Genomic DNA, 18,630 nt, shown 5'->3' on the forward strand with positions numbered 1-18,630 from the left:
ACATCGAGTTTTATCGATTAATCCGCTCCAAATAAATTTTTTCTGTTATCATTTTTAATCTTTCTACTCTCTCAATCAAGTAAAGTAACTGCTCTCTGCTAATTCTATAATTTTTATCATATCTTACATCAACGTAAGCTTTTTCTAGTAATTCAAAACATTCTTTTTGTTCGGGAGACGATTGCGGAAATACTTTAAGTAGTTCAACATTATAATTTGCACAATATCCACCTAACTTTCTTATATCGTGTAACTTGGTTTGTAACGGGAAAAAACTAATAAAATGCTACTGTAAACACTTTCAGTGGCTCGATGCAGCTCAAAAGCACTTTTACTAAAATCACCTCTTTCTAATGGGTATTTACAATTAATAAAAAAACTCTTGCCTCTACCAAACCAGTATTCATAATCTTCTTTAGCCATTTCTTGTACTTTACTCCAAGGCAAATTTTTAGCTCGAGAAAGCTGCAACTTGCCACTATCATATAAGAGAATACCTTCATTCTTAATATCGGTATAAAAATAACGCCCTTTTTCAAGCTTGTCATTTACCTCACTTATAGATTCGCATATTATAGATATCCAAGGCTTTAGCGAAAAAACCTCGGCTTTTCTTAAGCCTGTTTGTTCTAACCTTTTTGCTATCTTAGATTCTACCCTTAAAGTAGCATGCTCCTTAAATTTACCTTTTTTTCTACTAAAAAGTCAAAATCACTTGTATAACTATAAGTAATATGATCTTCCGTATACATATCTTTAACCCAATCACCTCTAGCATACGAGCCATACAAGATAATCAGGGCAATTTTATCCTTGGCAACAGCCAAAATTTGCTGCACTATATAATCAAGCCTATCTTGAACTTCAAGAGACCGTATTTAAACGTTAAATCTAAAATGTACTATATCCCCATCCTGCATTTTATATTCTTTACCCTCTAAACGCATTTTACCTACTGCCTTGGCTTTTGCTTCACTACCGAGATTTATGTAATCTTTATAGCCGATAACTTCCGCTCTGATAAAACCTTTTTCAAAATCGGTATGAATAATACCGGCAGCAACTGGTGCAAGTGTGCCGTCTTTAAAAGTCCAGCTATGGGCTTCCTTTGGTCCTATAGTAAAAAAGCTTTTAAGGTTTAAAAGATTATACCCCTCTTTAATGACTTTACTAAGTCCTGTTTCGTCTAAACCTATAAATTTTAAAAACTCTTCCTTTTCTTTCATGCTTTCAAGTAAAGCAATTTCAGCTTCTATTTTTGAAGAAATTACGACACTTTTAGCATTTTCTTTCTTTGCTCTTTCCGCTACTAATTTTGTAAATTCATTACCTATAGCTGCATCTTTTTCAAGTACGTTACATATATATAAAACGGGCTTAGAGGTAATTAACTGCAATTGTTTTAAATTATCAACTCCTAAAGCTTCATTTAGCACTCTTGCAGGTTTATCCTCACCTAATACCTTATAAACCTCTTTTAACAGCTCTATCTGCTCTGCCATTGCTTTATCGCCTGACTTCAAGCGTTTTTCACTTGTAGCTAAACGCTTTTCAACCGATTCTATATCGGCAAGTATTAATTCCGTTTCAATAATCTCGAGGTCATGCAGCGGATCGACTTTGTTATGTACGTGCGTTATATCCTCATCTTCAAAACAACGCAGTACGTGCAGTATTGCATCGACTTCCCTGATATGAGATAAGAACTTATTACCTAGCCCTTCCCCTTTGCTTGCTCCTTTAACAAGCCCTGCAATATCGACAAACTCAATATAAGACGGAATAATTTTACCGCTTCCAGCTAAGCTTGCTAGTTTATGCAAACGCTCATCAGGCACTAAAACTTTGCTGCTATTAGGCTCAATAGTACAAAACGGATAATTAGCGGCATCTGCAGCCTGACTTGCCGTTAAGGCATTAAATAACGTCGACTTACCGACATTCGGCAACCCAACAATTCCGAGTTTTAGTGTCATAAATTTTTCCGTAAATAATACATTATAGAATCTTTTTCGTAACTGTGCATAGCAAATTCAATTTTATACCCCAGTTTCTCATAAAACGATTTTGCTTGGAAGCCCATAGTAACAAGATGAATAAAATTACAGCCTCGTTCACGTGCTAAATCCTCAGCCTTTTGCATTAGTACAGTACCATAATTTTAGTTTCTTATATTTTCATTAACAAAGAGTGAATCAATATAAAATCCCCCCAAGAACTCATACCGCTAATTCCTACAACAAAATTTTTATCCTGATCTAAACAGGAAAATGAAAAAGATTCAATATCTCCTACTAACCCCTTTTGTTCTCTAGCATCTTTGTTCAAAGCCTCAATAATTATAGTGCTATGAGTTCTATCCATTTCATCAGCATAAACAATTTCAAAATTTTGTATCATAAATCTTTGCTGTTTAGTTTTAATATCGTTTTCCCGTCATTGCGAGGAGATGCGTAGCATCGACGTGACAATCTCGTGAAGTAGTATAGAATTCCTGAGATTGCTTCGTCAAAACTTACAGTTTTTCCTCGCAATGACGAGTTGGTATCCACGCAGCAACGCCGATCAAGTCGTAGGAATAACATTGAATATATCAAGCTATCTTATTCTTAAATTCTTCTAACTTATTCTCTAATATTAAACCAAAGTTACTAGTGATTCTATCTATAGCTTGCATTACTGTTTCATACTCCAGTTTAGAGAAATTATTAAGTACGTAATCTGCTACATCCTGATTATTTTGCGGTCTACCGACTCCAATCCTAATCCGGTTATAATTATTACCTATAACCCCATCAATCGACTTTAAACCATTATGCCCGCCATTACCGTCACCGGTTTTAAATTTTATTCTACCTGTTTCTAAATCAATATCATCATGAATAACAAAGATTTTTGCGGGGTGGATATTATAATATGTTTTCACCGATATCACTGACTTACCAGACAAGTTCATATAGGTGGTGGGCTTTATAAAAATTATCTTTTGTCCATCACTAATAGTTTCAGCAATTTCACAATTGAATTTTTTCTTTGTACTAAATGATGAATTATATTGGTTTGCTATTTTCTCTATAACAATAAAGCCGACATTATGCCTCGTATATTGATACTCTTTTCCTGGATTACCAAGACCAATGACAAGAATCATAATAATTTATCTAATAAATAGTAATGGAAAATTTTTGAAGAAATATTGATTTGCAAGAAGTACAGAATAATGTCATTCTTAGCTCAGCATTATTGCATGGCTCGAAAAACCTACTCGATGTCATACCGTGGCTTGACCACGGTATCCAGAAAAAAAATTAACAAAGACTGGATACCGCTACAAGCTCACATTATAACAATTAAAGATTACCGAATTCCCGCTTCTAGCTAGGAATGGCATAAAACGAGCCATACAACAACGCCTACGAATCATCGCAATAACGATTTAAGTATCTAAGCAAGTCCTTATCGTGAGAATTATCTTACTTCCCTGCTTCAGCGGTTTGTTGTTCCCCTTCAGCTTCAATTTTTTGCTCCTCTACGTCCTATAATAGTTGCAAGGACAAATTCTTTTTTTGTAACAAAACTACATCCTTTCGGTAATTCTATCTTTGACGATTTTAGCGAAGTAGCAATAGGCATATTAGTAACATCTATAGTTACGTTTCTTGGGATATTATTAACATCACATAATAAAGTAACTCTTCTTTTTACTATATTAAAGTACCCACCTCTTTTAACGCCTAAAGCTCTTTCTTTTCCTTCATATACTACAGGTACTTCCATTTTTTGGGTTTTCTCTTCTAAAAAGACAAAATCAACATGGCGTACTATATCCGTAACAGGATGTAATTCTACAGCCTTCGGCAATACTTTATATTTTTTCTTATCAATTGTTAAATGAATTAACTGAGAGATAAAAGCCGGCTTTCTATAATATTTAGTTATTTCCTTTTCTTCCAAAGAAATACTAACAGGTGTTTTACCCGCTCCATAAATAATAGCCGGAACACGCCCTGCTCTTCTTAATGCTCTTGCTGCTCCCGTACCGAATTCCGTGCGGGATTCTGCTTCAAGTTCTAATATTTCACTCATTATTACTCCATATTAACTTATTATAAATCTTCATTATCATACTTAAGTACAATTAAAATTCAAGTAAATTAATTTTTGACTAGAATATAGGAGTAATACATTACCTTAGTTAAAATTCTTTAATTTATTGGATTATTGGATAAAGAAATTTAGTTCTAACCGAAATTATTTTGTAAGGAAATTATGAAACAGATACAACCTAAGCGTATTGCAAATCCCTCAAACTGTGGAGAAGAAATTGCTGCCAAGGATATAATAAGGATTTTCTCCTTGAATCTATTATGTACTCTTCTGACGCTGACTATATTGGGAGTGACAGCGAGAGTGAAGATAGTGAAGATGACGATTCTTATGCATCAATACTCTTGTTAAAAATTAAAGAACCGGAATGCAACATTCACTTAGATTTAGTAGTATATTACGTATGTGCTACCAAGCAAATGTTAGAGAACAAGCAGAAAATGCGGAGGTTTCTAATTTAGACAATGAAAAGCAGGTAATTACTATGTAGCACAACTCCAACAATCCTGTACCGAAAGTTCAATTGAATCTATGATAACATCAACATCAAAAAGCAACATAGATGCTGACAAAATTATCTTACCTTAGGGAAATTATATCGTTCTGAAAGTGATGGAGCTGGTGAAAATATAATTAAAATTTTTAAAGAGCTTTACCCTTCTAATTCTGACAATGGTAACGTTGGAATAGTAATATTATTAGGTGATGAAAAGGGGTCATACGGCGACCTAAATCTATGGGATATTTAAAAATTTATGAGTTTGCAGAGATAATCTAGCACCGCTTTCTAATGCTAATTTTACTGCTAACTCCTTATTTTCGCCATTAAGTCTTTGGTCGTTTTGATCCATAGGTTGAATAAAAACCGGTATATTATAAGAGGTTTGCCCTACTTCCGGTATGAGACTATATTCTAAAATATTTTTAGCAACGATAAATTTCACCGCACTAATTTTAGGCAATAAATCTTCTCTTATTTTACTATAACCGGTTTTACCTGCCTTCGGCGAACAAATTATAGACACTTCTTTCGGCAAAGAACGATATAACGTACCGTTAGTCTCTATTTGAACTTTAACATCTCGGTCTAATAACTTATGACATAATAACTCTATAGGTTGACGCATCGGCTCACCGCCGGTTATTACTACTAAATTAATCGATTTTTCATTTTTAGAATTTAATGCCAGGCTTTCTACTTTATTCAAAATCTTATCTATATCTACTAAATCAAAATCTTCAAACTCTGTATCACAAAAATTACAAGCAAGATTACATCCTCCAAGCCTAATAAAGATCGCAGGACAACCTACAAAAATGCCCTCCCCTTGTATAGTCTTAAAAATAGACTGTACCTCTAACTTAGTACCGTCACCGTTTAATATGCTTCTTTTAGGATTTTGTCCAAACATTTTTAAATTATTATCGATTGATTAAAAACATTATAATATATTTTTATAAAAAAATCTTGCAATAACTAATAAAAAAAACTACTATCTAGGTTTCATCGGTAATATGGCTTTGGTATGCCTAATGTTTTACCGTTTAAACCTAGAAATACCAATTATAAGGAACAATATGCCTAAGTTAAAAACAAAATCTGCCGTAAAAAAACGTTTTAAACTTACTGCTAGCGGCAAGGTCATTGCATCTCAAGCAGGTAAAAAACATTTTATGCGTCGTCGTACTAAAGCTCAAATTCGTAACCTTAGAGGAACTACAATACTTTGTCCTCAAGACGGATATAATATTAAAAAATATTTTTTACCGTACGGTATAAATTAATTAACTAGGAGCTAAAGCAATGACACGTGCAAAATCAGGAAAAATTTCCAAAAATCGACATAAAAAAATCCTTAAATTAGCCAAAGGCTATAGAGGTAGAGCAAATAGCTGTTTTAGAGTAGCTATTGAAAAAGTAGAAAAAGCCCTCCAATATGCTTATAGAGATCGTAGAAATCGTAAACGTGATTTTAGAGGCTTATGGATTCAAAGAATAAATGCAGCAGTAAGAGAACATGGGCTTGTTTACTCTCAATTTATGGGAGCTCTTAAAAAAGCAGAAATCGATATGGATCGTAAAGTACTTGCAGAACTTGCCGTCAATAATAGTGACGGATTCGTAAGTATCGTAGAAAAAGCAAAAGCACATATTTAAGTATTTAATGTCATCCCGTGGCTTGACCACGGGATGACATATTTGTAATAATTAATTTTTATTTTCGTTCGGTATAAATATTATGAAACGTACATTTCAACCTAGTAATTTAGTTAGAAAAAGAAGACATGGTTTTAGATCTAGAATGGCTACTCCAACTGGAAGAGCAATCTTAAGAAAACGTCGTGCTAAAGGTAGACATAAATTATCTGCTTAAAATAATCTGACTTATCAAATTGTCTATTACATCTTTAAAAAATCAAAAAGAATTTGAGCTTATAAATAAGCTTGGAAAGAAGCTCCATGAGAGATATTTTATTTTGGTAATCGCCAAAAAACTTCCAAAAATCTTCCTTGAATCAAAATATAACACCTTTTTAGGAATCAAAGTTAGCAGAAAGCTAAATAAAAAAGCTGTAGTTCGCAACAAAATTAAAAGGCGTATACGACATCTCATTAGAATTATTGTTAGTGATTCTAACTTTAAGGTTATAAAATTTGCAATGATTATTATTCCGAGAAAAGGATTTGAAGAGATAAACTTCTCACACTTGAATTATGAATTAAGTAAAGTAATTCTAAGAAATATTTAGATTTCAATAGACCTCTTCGGAAACTCGCTTATAGAGAGGAATTTGAAGGAGACACGGAACGCAGAACCGCAGCGTACAAAAGAGTACGTGAGGATTCGAGTACCGGATCGACGTACAAATTACCTCTAGAAGTAGAGTTTCCGAAGAGGTCTATTGAATGACTTAGCATTACTCGCGTGGATTGGTTTTGCCGTCATTGCGAGGAAATTGCATAGCAATTGACGAAGCAATCCAGTAAAAAATTCTGATTTACAGATTTTTTACTATTTTTTATAGATTGCCACGCTCCTTGCAGTCGCTGCTTTGTTGCATGGCTTGTTTTATGTCATTCCCGCGAAAGCGGGAATGACATCGAGTAGGTTTTTCGAGCCATGCAACAAAGCCTTTAGTCGCTCGCAATGACGGCTTGGATATTCATGTAAGCAAGCCTTCCACCTTCTACTACAGTAAGTATGGATAATTCATACCTAAGTAATATACTCCCCATCCTGACATATACCCGGTTTCTGCTCTCATCCAACTACCTAGTGAAATTAAAGCAACGCACCAAATTAAATTTGATTTAGAGAAATATCCTAATATGGTATAAACAATATAAAGATAAAAGCAATAAAATGGAAAAATGTCCACTCCCTGAATCAAATGCTTTTTCTAGTTGATAAATAGCACAAACAGTGGTTAAGACCCCTCAAAATAATACTGCCCCATTACTAAAAATTTTCTCTGGTTTTTGTTGCTGCCTTTTAAAATCAACAAAATAAATTATTCCCGATAAAGTTGATAAGGTAATAAATTTCAGCAGATGCGGGGCATTAAAAATATATTCTAATAATTCGCGTAGATAACGATCAGACAAAATAGCATTAACTATACATATTAAAGAAACCCCAAAAGAATATCTAGCTAATTTCTTCCAACCAAAATTTAATATTTCTATATCGTGTTTAAGTAATATAGTCGTATTATCATCAAGTAAACCGGCGTTATTCCATTCATTTAATGCTGAAAAAAGTATCTTTGCCTGTAATTTAGCAATTTTCATAAGTTAATCTAAATATCTCCAAAATTTTAATAAAAAGATATTGTTAATATAAAATATGTCAAGCATTACTAGATTCTGTGGACAAACTACCTTTAAAAGGAGTATATGCAATAAGTCTAATGAGTATATAAGCAAATAAGTTTTATTACTTATTCTTTAGACAAAACAGTATTGTTTTTGAGAAGAGATATAGGAAATTGAAAAAAGAAAAGAAATTATAGTCTTAAAAGCAAACAATTAGTTAAAGATAGTGACAGTAAATATTTGGACTGAGTAATTACTTATACTTGTACAAGTAATATACTAATTTAGTCTTTAAGGAGGTAATCCAGCCGCAGGTTCCCCTACGGCTACCTTGTTACGACTTCACCCCAGTCGCTAATTTTACCGTGGTTGGCTGCCTCTTGCGTTAGCTCACCACCTTCAGGTAAAACCAACTCCCATGGCGTGACGGGCAGTGTGTACAAGGCCCGAGAACGTATTCACCGCGGCATGCTGATCCGCGATTACTAGCGATTCCAACTTCATGCTCTCGAGTTGCAGAGAACAATCCGAACTGAGATGTCTTTTAGGGATTTGCTCCACGTCGCCGTCTTGCTTCCCTCTGTAAACACCATTGTAGCACGCGTGTAGCCCAACCCGTAAGGGCCATGATGACTTGACGTCGTCCCCACCTTCCTCCGGCTTATCACCGGCAGTTTTCTTATAGTTCCCGGCATTACCCGCTGGCAAATAAGAATGAGGGTTGCGCTCGTTGCGGGACTTAACCCAACATCTCACGACACGAGCTGACGACAGCCATGCAACACCTGTGTGTGGTCCAGCCGAGCTGAAGAAAAGCATCTCTGCGATTCACGACCACCATGTCAAGGGTTGGTAAGGTTTTTCGCGTAACATCGAATTAAACCGCATGCTCCACCGCTTGTGCGAGCCCCCGTCAATTCCTTTGAGTTTTAATCTTGCGACCGTACTCCCCAGGCGGAGTGCTTAATGCGTTAGCTGCGAAACCGAAAGAGAATCTTCCGATATCTAGCACTCATCGTTTACGGCGTGGACTACCAGGGTATCTAATCCTGTTTGCTCCCCACGCTTTCGTGCATCAGCGTCAGTTGCAGCCCAGATGACCGCCTTCGCCACCGGTGTTCCTCCTAATATCTAAGAATTTCACCTCTACACTAGGAATTCCATCATCCCCTACTACACTCTAGATTAGTAGTTTTGAAAGCAATTCCGAGGTTAAGCCCCGGGCTTTCACTTCCAACTTACTAAACCGCCTACGCACTCTTTACGCCCAGTAATTCCGAACAACGCTAGCCCCCTCCGTCTTACCGCGGCTGCTGGCACGGAGTTAGCCGGGGCTTTTTCTGCAAGTAACGTCATTATCTTCCCTGCTAAAAGAGCTTTACAACCCTAAGGCCTTCATCACTCACTCGGTATTGCTGGATCAGGCTTTCGCCCATTGTCCAATATTCCCCACTGCTGCCTCCCGTAGGAGTCTGGGCCGTGTCTCAGTCCCAGTGTGGCTGATCATCCTCTCAGACCAGCTACAGATCGTCGGCTTGGTGAGCCATTACCTCACCAACTACCTAATCTGACGCGGGCTCATCCATCAGCGATAAACCTTTCCTCCGTAGAGAATATACGGTATTAGCTTTTATTTCTAAAAGTTATTCCGTACTGATGGGTAGATTCCCACGCGTTACTCACCCGTCTGCCACTAACTAATTGGAGCAAGCTCCAATTAGTCCGTTCGACTTGCATGTGTTAAGCATACCGATAGCGTTCGTTCTGAGCCAGGATCAAACTCTCAAGTTTAATTCTGTCAGTTTTACTTTAAAAATTGACAGGTTTAATTATCACTTTTGTGATATGTACATGCTTACTGTCACTATCTATATCTAATTATTGACTTTTAAAAACAGCTGCGACTTTTTTTCATTTATCGCTTTGGATAGGTGTAGTTATATGCAATATAATCAGCTATGTCAACTACAATTTTGAAATTATTTTATTTTTTTTATTTTTGTTCTATATATCTAGTTTAGATCCTTCTTTAACGGTTTATAATCATTACAAAACTTAGTTAAAATCTAGTCGCCGGGCATGCTCATTATATACTTCGCAAATGTCTATTACTCATTGATATAGTATTTATAAATAGCTATCTCAATCATAATTTTTCATGCTTATATAAAATATCATGAATAATTTGTAAATTCTTAACAGCATCAAGACCATCTAGTGGAGCAATTAAAGCTTTCCACAAAGCCCAACCTCGTGCTCTTGCCCAAGTATCATCATCTAATGCTAGCTGTTCTTTAAAAATTTCTCTTGCTTCATTTTGCAGAAAAGTCCAAATTATTACCAAATCACAAGCAGGATCACCAATACCCATACCTCCAAATCGATTACTGCATTAAGCTTACCATTTTTTATAATTATAATAATATTACCACTTACAAAATCACCATGAATCCATATAGGTTTTTTATTCCACTGAGAATTTAATGCTTTTTCCCAAACAGATAGAACTTTATCTGCATCAATCAAATCTTTTAAATTTTTAATTGCTACTTTTGTCTCAAGGTCATAAACTGCAAGATCACCTCCACGCCAAAAGTTATGAGTACCTGGAACAGGTCCATCAATTATATCAATCTTATGTAATTCATTTAGAAATTTTTCTAGATCAGAAGCAATTAGAGATAAATTTAAGCTACTAGTATCAAAGCTATTTGCACTTTTTCCTTCAATCCATTTATATATTGACCAATTCCAAGGATAATTTTTTGAAGGTTTACCTAAAGCTCAAGGCTTAGGGATATGACATGACAAGTTAGGTGCTAATATTGGTAACCATTTGTGTTCTTTTGAAACCGCACCTATATTATTTTGCTGCACTTGGTCATCTAATTAACATTTCATCGCCTAAATGAAAGGTTCTATTATCATGACCACTAAATTCAACCGGTTTGATAGGTAAATGAAACCATTTAGGGAATTGTTCTGCAATAAGCTCTTTTGCTAAAAACTCCGTGACTTCTACATTCATAACTTTGCTTTTTGTTTATGATTTGTGTTCATATTAGGTGATAAATAATTGATTCTAAATTTTCCTTCATCCTCTAGTAAAATACTACATTTCCAAACGCTTAGCCTTTAAATCCAATTCTTTTAAATCAAATTTTATATCGATTATTGCTCCCTCTTCTTCTCTGTTTGCTATATCTAGAATGCCGCAATGTTCTTCGACTATTCTTTTAACTATAGCAAGCCCTACTCCCATACCTTTACTGCTGGTCGTAACATAGCTTTCGGTAGCTTTGCCTATTAGCTCAGGCGGGAATCCTTTACCGTTATCCGTTACAACAACGCTAATAAAATCGTCTTTAGCATCTATAGTAACTTCTATTTTTCCGGATTCTCGCCCTTCTATTGACTCTTCTGCGTTTTTCAACAAATTGATCATAACTTGATTTATTTGGGTAGCATCACACATAAAATCAAATTGTTCTACGTTAGACTCAAATTTATACAAAATATTATCATTAAGTAATTTACGTGCTTCAACAATATGTTTAACTAAATAAACTAATTCACTCTTCGTAAATTTAGGAGCAGGAAGACGTGCAAAAAGAACAAATTCGGATACTATATTTTTAATATCGTTAGTATGGCGAATAATCATTTTTAAATAATTTTCAAATTCTACCCTTTCCTTAATTTCAGGGCTAAATTTCTTCAACAATCTTTCAGAAGCAAGTAAAATAGGAGTTAACGGATTCTTGATTTCATGGGCTACTTTTTTTGCAACATCCGACCAAGCCATAGCCCTCTGTGCTATAACTAAATCACGCTGCTGGCGAGAAAGCTGCTTAATCATTCTATTAAATGCCACATAAAGCGTGCCTATTTCGTCTTTATCTACTTCATTTTCAGGCACTTGTACCGTTAAATCGCCACCTTTAACTTTGTCGGTTGCAGTAACTAATTTTTTAATAGGTTTTACTATTTTAGCAGTAAATATAACCCCGAAACTTATAGCTACAAAAAGAAGTAATAAGGCAATAAAGATAAACATTATAGAGAACTTAATCTGTATATTATCTATTTCATTTTTAAGGCTATTATACTCGGCAGCTGCTCCGTTAGTTGCATCTACATGGTCGATAATTTTATTATCTACTAATCTACCGACTAATAAATACACATCATGATACTCTTTTAATTTAATCAGCATCCTTATTTTGGTTGGATCGGATTTTACTTCCACCGGTTCACCTAAATCCGCTTTTTTAATTAAATGTGCAGGGATAGTTGCAAATGATAATAAAAAACTTAAATAACTATTAGCTACTATAGTATTAGTAGATTTGTTTAAAACTATAGCCTCATCAAGCGAACGCATCTCTGCTTCAGTATTAAGTGTTTTAGTAAATAAAGCGGGATTGTGAATTAAATCGTAATACATATCGCTTAAATCTTCAGCAACGGCTAAAGCCGTTTCTTTTAGCTGTAATTTATGCTCGGCGATATAAGATTCTGCAACTATCACGGATTGATCAAGAACCGTAGAAATCTTCTTATCAAACCAAGCTTGAACACTAAGATTAAAAAAATAAACAGAAAATACCGAAACAATTATAGTTGGAATAGCTGCAACTAAACTAAAGGCAATTACAATACGATTTTGTAATTTAGAACTATCGTTATTATTATTTTTAGTAAAAAATTTTTGAGTTAGTAAAATACCTAAAATTAAAAAAATTGCTAAATCAACTAATAAAAATCCAATAATCGTACTAAAATTCTTTGATTCTAAAGATATCACATAAAAAGTAGCACAAGCAAAAATAATAGCTGCTGTTGCTAAAGTAAAAATTAGTACTCTACTAGAAAAATAAGAACGTAAATTTTGTTTAAGATAACTAAGCATAGATACTGTTTATATGACTATAACAGTTCTTTATAACATAAAAAAAAGCTAATTGGAAATATTCAAGTTTTAAGTACCTTATTGTCATTTCTGCAAAAGCGGGGTGTTGTTGCATTGATTGTTTTTATGTCATTCCCGTGGAAGCGGGAATCCAGTCAAACATATAAAAACTTGTTTTTTTATTATATTGATTTCATCAAATACGTAATTTTGTATGGCTATTTTTTTGAATTCCTGCTTTCGCAGGAATGACATCTTGAACGTTCGTACAACACATGGTCAAGCAACTAGATGACGATAAAAAAAGCTAGAAATATTAATATTTCTAGCTTTATATTTAGTATGAAAATTGTTTGAAATTTTATTCATCAAACATTTTTTTACGAGCAAATTTTCTCTGTCTTCTCGCTGCTTCTTGTGCTTTACGAACACGCTTCGCTGAAGGTGTTTCATAATAACGCTGTTCTTTCATCTTACGAAAATAAAGCTCTCTTTGTAGCTTTTTCTTAAAATTCTTAAGCGTATTATCACAATTACCGGCGTGAACATTTACTAGTATCACTAAAATTACTCTCCTTAAAAGATATTGTGGTTTATTGAACTGTACCCTATAATTAAGTTGTATGTCAAGGTTAAAAATATGAGCATTCAAGAAGAACACCATATCAAAAAAATAAACTTCGTGCAATCTTTATTAGAATTATTACCGTTTAATGAATGGAATAATAAACTACTCGAAGCAGCAGAAGAAAAATGCGGTTTTGCAAAAGGCTATAGCTTAATAGTTTTTCCAGAAGGTTTATCCGAAATAGTAGGATTTTTGGAAGAGTATTTAGATAATATTATGCTAGAAAGCTTAAAGATAATAGCAGAACCATCAAAAATAAGAGAAAAAATATCTTTAGCCGTAAAGATTAGGGTCAAAACCGTACTTCCTATTATTCATAGTAAGAATGCCGCTTATTTTGCATTAAACCCAATACAAGGAACTGAAGTTGCATTCCGTAGTTGTGATGCTATTTGGCGTTATGCCGGTGATAAATCTCTTAATTTTAACTATTATACCAAAAGAAGCTTATTGCTCTCGGTTTATGTTTCATCTATTCTTTTTTATATCCAAGACGAATCGGAAAATTATATTGAAACCGATAAATTTATTGAGACTGTCGTAGAAAATATAGTAAAAACTTTCTCACAGATGAAAAAATTACTCGCCCCTTCAAATATCCCCATAGTTAGAATGTTTACGTAGATATGCTTAATGGGTAATATTAACTCCATATCAAAATAAATAAAGTTAATAATGAATTACATTTAATCACTTGTCATAAGGCTGTAAAAGAAGCTCAAGCATTGTTTAAACAACATGGTTCTAAATCAGAATCATTTGTTGATGAATTTTTAAAGCAGAAATATCAAGAAGCAAATAAAGAAAATTCTAAATTTTAACTTGTAACCCAATAATGTCTTCTCATAACAATAATTCTTGATTCTGCTTCCTTGATGGCTTTACTTGCGGAAGAAAAAGGACAGGAAAAAATTATCCGATATATACAGCAGACAAAGCTTGGGCTAGCTTACAATTAAGTTGCAATATTGTTTTGATTCGCTAATTCACATAATATGAAAACTCAATTTAAAAAAGAATGTTCTAATAAAGAACATGATAGAACATTAGTTAATAATCAAGTTATCCCTATAAGTTATTTCGGTGAAAATTCAAAAACATTGAAGATACTTTTCTCTGAACTTGCTAAAGCGTATAAAAATAATTTAGATCTTCAAGAGAAGATAAATGATGACAAATATTATTCTTATAAAACAGAAAAGAAATATGTAAGTTTAAAAGAAATCGCCTATACCGAAGAACAACAATATTTAGAAAAAGAGCTTATAGAAGAAACTAAACAAATAGAGCCGAAGCCAATATATACTTATCCACCTAAGAAAAAATTAAAAACTTATGATGATATTTCTTTAGCAAAACCAATTTATATATCCAACTACTAAATTATAACGTATGTATAAGGCAAATTAAGGGCTATGAGCCAATTTATAAAAAAGCACGGATAGAGAAAGAGACGATAAAGAGCCGTACTGTTACTAAATATAAGAATGTACCTGAGTATAAAGAGATTCAAGAATTTAAGTAATAAAGTAGAAAGTGATGCTAAAGCACAGTACCTTAGCGATTTAACAAAATATACTGGAGCTGAAGTAATGTTTAAATATTTAAATGAAGAGTGGAAATATTTAGAATACGAAGCACAAATATTATCGGCTTATGGAGCTGAAACGATAGGTAGTAACTAATAGTGAAATGAATTGAGTTAGACAAAATTTCTATATCATCTTTTAATCTGTAATACACCTTATTACTTTCTTAAATACCTTAAAAATTCTTGTATTATGACCTCTCTTGCATATAATTAAGATATTTTTAAAAATAATTTCTAAAATAATGACAAATACTAAATATTATCCTGAAGTTAGCTCGAATACTGATTTTGCAGGCTTAGAGCGAGAGATACTAAAATTTTGGCAAGACAATAATATATTCCAAAAATCTATTGATGATAGGAACGGAGAGTCAGAATTTATTTTTTATGACGGCCCGCCTTTTGCAAACGGTTTGCCGCATTACGGTCATTTGCTTACCGGCTTTATTAAAGACGTATATGCTAGATACCAAACCGTAAAAGGTAAGAAAGTCGAGCGTCACTTTGGCTGGGACTGTCACGGTCTTCCTGCTGAAATGCAATCAGAGAAAGAACTTGGCATTTCAGGACGTCTTGCAATAGCTAATTTTGGTATAGAGAAGTTTAATGCACATTGCAGAGCTTCGGTAATGAAATATGCTAATGATTGGGAAGAATATGTAACTCGTCAAGCAAGATGGGTGGATTTTAAAAATTCTTATAAAACTATGGATAAGAATTTTATGGAATCCGTACTTTGGGCATTTAAGGAGTTATATAATAAGGGGTTATTGTATGAATCTATGCGGGTAATGCCTTATTCTTGGGCATGCGAAACACCGCTTTCTAATTTTGAAACAAGACTTGATAATTCTTATCGTGAGCGAGCCGATAAAGCTGTAACGGTGAGTTTTGTACTATGTCATCCCGTGGCTACGACCACAGGATCTTTTAAAGAATACCGTATACTCGCTTGGACGACGACACCTTGGACATTGCCGTCAAATTTAGCCTTAGCAGTCGGTAGTGATATAGATTATGCATTAGTCCCTAAAAATGATGTTTGTTATATAATAGCTGCTTCTTCCGTCTTTAAATATGCTAAAGAATTAGGACTTAGTGGTGAAGAAAATTTTGAGATAATTAAAGGCTCAGAACTTCAAGGATTGAGCTATAAATCTTTATTCGACTATTTCGAGAATCATCCAAACAGCTTCAAGATATTTGCAGGCGATTTCGTGGTTGAGGGTGACGGCACGGGAGTCATACATATGGCTCCAGGCTTTGGTGAAGATGACCAAATACTTTGTGAATCGAAAGGTATTGAGCTTGTTTGTCCTGTTGATAATAGCGGTAAATTCACTAAAGAAATTCCTGATTTAGAGGGCTTACAAGTATTTGATGCAAATGACAAAATAATAATCAAACTGAAAGAGCAAGGAAATTGGCTAAAAACCGAGCAGTATATTCATAATTATCCTCATTGCTGGCGAACAGATACGCCTCTTATATATAAGGCTGTTCCGTCATGGTACGTAAAGGTTACGCAGTTTAAAGATAGAATGGTAGAGTTAAATCAGCAAATTAACTGGATACCTTTCCATATTAAAGATAATTTATTTGGTAAGTGGCTTGAAAATGCTCGTGATTGGTCGATAAGCCGTAATAGATTCTGGGGAACGCCGCTGCCTGTATGGAAGTCCGATGATCCAAAATATCCACGCATAGACGTTTACGGCTCTATAGAGGAATTAGAGAAAGATTTTGGTGTTAAAGTTACTGATTTACATCGTCCGTTTATCGATGAACTGACAAGACCAAATCCCGACGATCCAACCGGTAAATCAACAATGCGTAGAATAGAAGACGTGTTTGATTGCTGGTTTGAAAGCGGTTCAATGCCATATGGGCAAGCCCATTACCCTTTTGAAAATAAAAAGTGGTTTGAGGATCATTTCCCGGCTGATTTTATAGTTGAGTATTCAGCTCAAACACGCGGATGGTTTTATACTTTAATGGTGCTATCTACCGCTTTATTTGATCGCCCACCGTTTTTAAATTGTATATGCCACGGCGTAATTTTAGACGCTACAGGTCAAAAACTTTCAAAGCGTCTTAATAACTACGCCGATCCGCTGGAGTTATTTGATAAATACGGCTCTGACGCTTTAAGAGTTACGATGTTATCTTCAAATGTTGTTAAAGGTCAGGAGCTATTAATTGATAAAGACGGCAAAATGGTATTTGATACGCTTCGTCTATTTATCAAACCTATATGGAATGCTTACCATTTTTTTACTATGTATGCTAATGCTGATTCGCTTAAAGGCGAGCTTAATTTTAGCTCTAAAAACGTACTTGATGTTTATATATTATCTAAGCTTAAAATAGCCGTACAAAAAATTAAAGAGAGCTTAGATAATTTCGATACGCAAACAGCTTATCATGCAGTTTCAGAATTTTTTGAAGTGTTGAATAACTGGTATATAAGACGAAGCCGAGCTAGATTTTGGAAAAGCGAAAAAGATACAGATAAGCAAAATGCTTATAATACTCTATATTCATGTTTAGAAACCATGGCTATTGCGATGTCGGCACTAGTGCCTATGATTTCGGAAGCGATATATAAGGGATTACGTCACTGTGAGGAGCGTAACGACACGGCACTCTCAGAAAAATCAAACGTCATTGCGAGGAAAGACACAAGTCTTGACGAAGCAGTCTCAGGAGTATCTCATAAGATTGCCACGGCACTTTCAGTGCCTCGCAATGACAAGATTAGCGTACATCTCTGCAACTACCCTACTCTCTCAGACTTTGAAATAAATCACGAGCTGGTTGCTACTATGGATAACGCGCTTGATATTTGCAGTAATAGCCTATTTATCCGAAGCACTGAAAATATCAGGGTAAGGCAGCCACTTGCTAGCATAGCTATTATCAGTAAACATAATAACAACCTCAAAGATTTTGAAGATTTAATTAAAGATGAAATTAATGTTAAGGCGGTAATTTATCGTGACGATCTAGAGAATTACGCCAACAAAAAACTATCGATAAATTTCCCAATGCTTGGTAAACGTTTGCCGCATAAAATGAAAGAGATTATAGCCGCTTCTAAAAAAGGTGAGTGGGAAGCTATCGCAGGCGGTTTAGCTATATGCGGTGAAACCTTAAATAGTGACGAATATAAGCTAGTTTTAGAGCCGTATTCACATATCAAAGGAGCAGCAAGTTTTGAGAATAATAGTAGCTTGTTAATACTTGATTTAGAGCTGACACCTGAGTTAATAGAAGAAGGATACGCAAGAGACATTGTACGCTTTATACAACAGGCTCGAAAAGATGCCGATTTCTCTATCACTGACAGGATTTTCATTGAGATAATAAGCGAGTTTGATTTATCTAAGATAATTGATAATTATGGAGACTTTATTAAAGAACAAACTTTAGGCGAGTTTGCTAAAAATTTCACGCCTGATTATGTAAGTAAAGTAAAATTAGAGAACCATCAGATACAACTTAAAGTTAAGAAATCGTAAATTATTTTACTATCAATTAAGATATTGATAATTTACTTAGATTAATCTATAGTA

Annotated in this window: 22 protein-coding genes, 1 rRNA gene and 3 pseudogenes; 10 read left to right on the top strand and 16 right to left on the bottom strand. The window is 34.3% G+C overall.

The window, feature by feature from the left end:
* Positions 1-10 precede the first annotated feature (10 nt).
* The 7 genes and pseudogenes from MCI_RS09455 to MCI_RS01795 all read right to left on the bottom strand — a co-directional run bounded on the left by MCI_RS09455 (position 11) and on the right by MCI_RS01795 (position 4,086).
* A complete protein-coding gene (locus MCI_RS09455) occupies positions 11-280 on the bottom strand; it encodes a HEPN domain-containing protein (RefSeq protein WP_332248936.1) in 270 nt (89 codons plus the stop codon).
* A 379-nt stretch (positions 281-659) separates the two neighbouring features.
* Positions 660-827, bottom strand: a complete 168-nt coding sequence (locus MCI_RS10455; RefSeq protein ID WP_014409413.1) for a hypothetical protein — start codon at positions 825-827, stop codon at positions 660-662.
* Positions 828-878: 51 nt separating this feature from the next.
* Positions 879-1,976 carry a redox-regulated ATPase YchF gene (ychF, locus tag MCI_RS01775; RefSeq protein WP_014409414.1) on the bottom strand — a complete coding sequence of 366 codons (1,098 nt, stop codon included), beginning with the start codon at positions 1,974-1,976 and terminating at the stop codon, positions 879-881.
* On the bottom strand, positions 1,973-2,143 hold the full coding sequence (locus tag MCI_RS01780; RefSeq protein WP_014409415.1) for a GNAT family N-acetyltransferase: 171 nt from the start codon (positions 2,141-2,143) through the stop codon (positions 1,973-1,975). The genes ychF and MCI_RS01780 overlap by 4 nt, the downstream gene beginning before the upstream one ends.
* Before the next feature lie 26 nt (positions 2,144-2,169).
* On the bottom strand, positions 2,170-2,400 hold the full coding sequence (locus MCI_RS01785) for a hypothetical protein (RefSeq protein ID WP_014409416.1): 231 nt from the start codon (positions 2,398-2,400) through the stop codon (positions 2,170-2,172).
* Between the two features lie 193 nt (positions 2,401-2,593).
* The gene (pth, locus tag MCI_RS01790; protein ID WP_014409417.1) at positions 2,594-3,151 is read right to left on the bottom strand and encodes an aminoacyl-tRNA hydrolase; all 558 of its coding nucleotides are present in this window, start codon (positions 3,149-3,151) and stop codon (positions 2,594-2,596) included.
* Between the two features lie 322 nt (positions 3,152-3,473).
* Positions 3,474-4,086: pseudogene (locus tag MCI_RS01795) on the bottom strand (50S ribosomal protein L25/general stress protein Ctc).
* Between the two features lie 388 nt (positions 4,087-4,474).
* On the opposite strand from MCI_RS01795, the gene MCI_RS10210 reads away from it, so the two are divergent.
* Positions 4,475-4,597, top strand: coding sequence for a hypothetical protein (locus MCI_RS10210; protein WP_014409420.1), 123 nt, complete (start codon positions 4,475-4,477; stop codon positions 4,595-4,597).
* A gap of 244 nt (positions 4,598-4,841) precedes the next feature.
* Here the strand turns inward: MCI_RS10210 and MCI_RS01805 are convergent, their stop codons facing one another.
* On the bottom strand, positions 4,842-5,519 hold the full coding sequence (locus MCI_RS01805; RefSeq protein WP_014409421.1) for a 7-carboxy-7-deazaguanine synthase QueE: 678 nt from the start codon (positions 5,517-5,519) through the stop codon (positions 4,842-4,844).
* 166 nt (positions 5,520-5,685) lie between these two features.
* Between MCI_RS01805 and rpmI the strand changes: the two genes are divergently transcribed.
* From rpmI to MCI_RS10460, 5 genes and pseudogenes are all read left to right on the top strand, one after another.
* Positions 5,686-5,892: a 50S ribosomal protein L35 gene (gene rpmI, locus MCI_RS01810; protein ID WP_004997924.1), complete on the top strand. Its 207-nt coding sequence runs from the start codon at positions 5,686-5,688 to the stop codon at positions 5,890-5,892.
* A 19-nt stretch (positions 5,893-5,911) separates the two neighbouring features.
* On the top strand, positions 5,912-6,265 hold the full coding sequence (gene rplT, locus MCI_RS01815) for a 50S ribosomal protein L20 (protein WP_014409422.1): 354 nt from the start codon (positions 5,912-5,914) through the stop codon (positions 6,263-6,265).
* An 82-nt stretch (positions 6,266-6,347) separates the two neighbouring features.
* The gene (rpmH, locus tag MCI_RS01820; RefSeq protein WP_011270688.1) at positions 6,348-6,482 is read left to right on the top strand and encodes a 50S ribosomal protein L34; all 135 of its coding nucleotides are present in this window, start codon (positions 6,348-6,350) and stop codon (positions 6,480-6,482) included.
* Positions 6,483-6,501: 19 nt separating this feature from the next.
* Positions 6,502-6,858 carry a ribonuclease P protein component gene (rnpA, locus tag MCI_RS01825; protein WP_014409423.1) on the top strand — a complete coding sequence of 119 codons (357 nt, stop codon included), beginning with the start codon at positions 6,502-6,504 and terminating at the stop codon, positions 6,856-6,858.
* Between the two features lie 5 nt (positions 6,859-6,863).
* A pseudogene (locus tag MCI_RS10460) lies at positions 6,864-7,019 on the top strand (palindromic element RPE1 domain-containing protein); the annotation flags it as partial.
* A 22-nt stretch (positions 7,020-7,041) separates the two neighbouring features.
* Here MCI_RS10460 and MCI_RS09465 read toward each other — a convergent pair.
* The 8 genes and pseudogenes from MCI_RS09465 to rpsU form a co-directional block, all read right to left on the bottom strand.
* Positions 7,042-7,153, bottom strand: a pseudogene (locus tag MCI_RS09465) (lytic transglycosylase domain-containing protein); the annotation flags it as partial.
* A gap of 393 nt (positions 7,154-7,546) precedes the next feature.
* Positions 7,547-7,900 carry a hypothetical protein gene (locus MCI_RS01830; RefSeq protein ID WP_014409424.1) on the bottom strand — a complete coding sequence of 118 codons (354 nt, stop codon included), beginning with the start codon at positions 7,898-7,900 and terminating at the stop codon, positions 7,547-7,549.
* Positions 7,901-8,216: 316 nt separating this feature from the next.
* A 16S ribosomal RNA gene (locus MCI_RS01835) occupies positions 8,217-9,715 on the bottom strand.
* 355 nt (positions 9,716-10,070) lie between these two features.
* Positions 10,071-10,295, bottom strand: coding sequence for a hypothetical protein (locus MCI_RS09470; RefSeq protein WP_232202692.1), 225 nt, complete (start codon positions 10,293-10,295; stop codon positions 10,071-10,073).
* Positions 10,262-10,666, bottom strand: a complete 405-nt coding sequence (locus MCI_RS09475) for a phosphotransferase (RefSeq protein ID WP_332248937.1) — start codon at positions 10,664-10,666, stop codon at positions 10,262-10,264. Before MCI_RS09475 ends, MCI_RS09470 begins: the two co-directional genes overlap by 34 nt.
* Before the next feature lie 139 nt (positions 10,667-10,805).
* Positions 10,806-10,952 carry a hypothetical protein gene (locus tag MCI_RS08855; RefSeq protein WP_014409425.1) on the bottom strand — a complete coding sequence of 49 codons (147 nt, stop codon included), beginning with the start codon at positions 10,950-10,952 and terminating at the stop codon, positions 10,806-10,808.
* Between the two features lie 84 nt (positions 10,953-11,036).
* Positions 11,037-12,836, bottom strand: coding sequence for a sensor histidine kinase NtrY-like (locus MCI_RS01850; protein ID WP_014409426.1), 1,800 nt, complete (start codon positions 12,834-12,836; stop codon positions 11,037-11,039).
* A 361-nt stretch (positions 12,837-13,197) separates the two neighbouring features.
* A complete protein-coding gene (rpsU, locus tag MCI_RS01855) occupies positions 13,198-13,398 on the bottom strand; it encodes a 30S ribosomal protein S21 (RefSeq protein ID WP_012148483.1) in 201 nt (66 codons plus the stop codon).
* A gap of 78 nt (positions 13,399-13,476) precedes the next feature.
* Here rpsU and MCI_RS01860 point away from each other — a divergent pair, with 78 nt between their 5' ends.
* From MCI_RS01860 to ileS, 4 genes are all read left to right on the top strand, one after another.
* Positions 13,477-14,088, top strand: coding sequence for a COQ9 family protein (locus MCI_RS01860; RefSeq protein ID WP_014409427.1), 612 nt, complete (start codon positions 13,477-13,479; stop codon positions 14,086-14,088).
* Positions 14,089-14,459: 371 nt separating this feature from the next.
* The gene (locus tag MCI_RS09480) at positions 14,460-14,846 is read left to right on the top strand and encodes a hypothetical protein (RefSeq protein ID WP_232202693.1); all 387 of its coding nucleotides are present in this window, start codon (positions 14,460-14,462) and stop codon (positions 14,844-14,846) included.
* A 105-nt stretch (positions 14,847-14,951) separates the two neighbouring features.
* Positions 14,952-15,149 carry a hypothetical protein gene (locus MCI_RS01870; RefSeq protein WP_041404099.1) on the top strand — a complete coding sequence of 66 codons (198 nt, stop codon included), beginning with the start codon at positions 14,952-14,954 and terminating at the stop codon, positions 15,147-15,149.
* A gap of 148 nt (positions 15,150-15,297) precedes the next feature.
* Positions 15,298-18,576, top strand: coding sequence for an isoleucine--tRNA ligase (ileS, locus tag MCI_RS01875; protein WP_014409428.1), 3,279 nt, complete (start codon positions 15,298-15,300; stop codon positions 18,574-18,576).
* The last annotated feature ends 54 nt before the right edge of the window (positions 18,577-18,630 follow it).

The organism is Rickettsia montanensis str. OSU 85-930, assembly GCF_000284175.1.
GTDB classification, from domain to species: Bacteria; Pseudomonadota; Alphaproteobacteria; order Rickettsiales; family Rickettsiaceae; genus Rickettsia; species Rickettsia rickettsii.